General features: G+C 68.3%; 1 protein-coding gene. It reads left to right on the forward strand.

The window, feature by feature from the left end; genetic code table 11:
- On the forward strand, positions 1–290 hold a 290-nt coding region (locus SB754_RS19800), incomplete at both ends, for a cytidine deaminase (RefSeq protein WP_410784095.1).

The raw sequence follows: 290 nt of genomic DNA on the forward strand, positions 1-290 counted from the left end.
GGGATGAACTGCGCCAGGTCGCCACGGATGCCATGACGAAGGCGTACGCGCCGTATTCGCGTTATCGCGTGGGAGCGGCGGCCCTCGTCGGTGACGGCCGCATCGTCGCCGGCTGCAACGTCGAGAACGCCTCCTACGGCGTGACCCTGTGCGCCGAGTGCGCCCTCGTCGGCGATCTGCACATGTCGGGCGGCGGCCAGCTCGTTGCCTTCGTGTGCGTGAACAACGACGGACAGACGATCATGCCGTGCGGACGCTGCCGGCAGCTGCTGTTCGAGCACGCGATGCCG

The sequence above is a fragment of the Leifsonia sp. SIMBA_070 genome, from assembly GCF_046534635.1.
Taxonomy (GTDB): Bacteria; Actinomycetota; Actinomycetes; order Actinomycetales; family Microbacteriaceae; genus Leifsonia.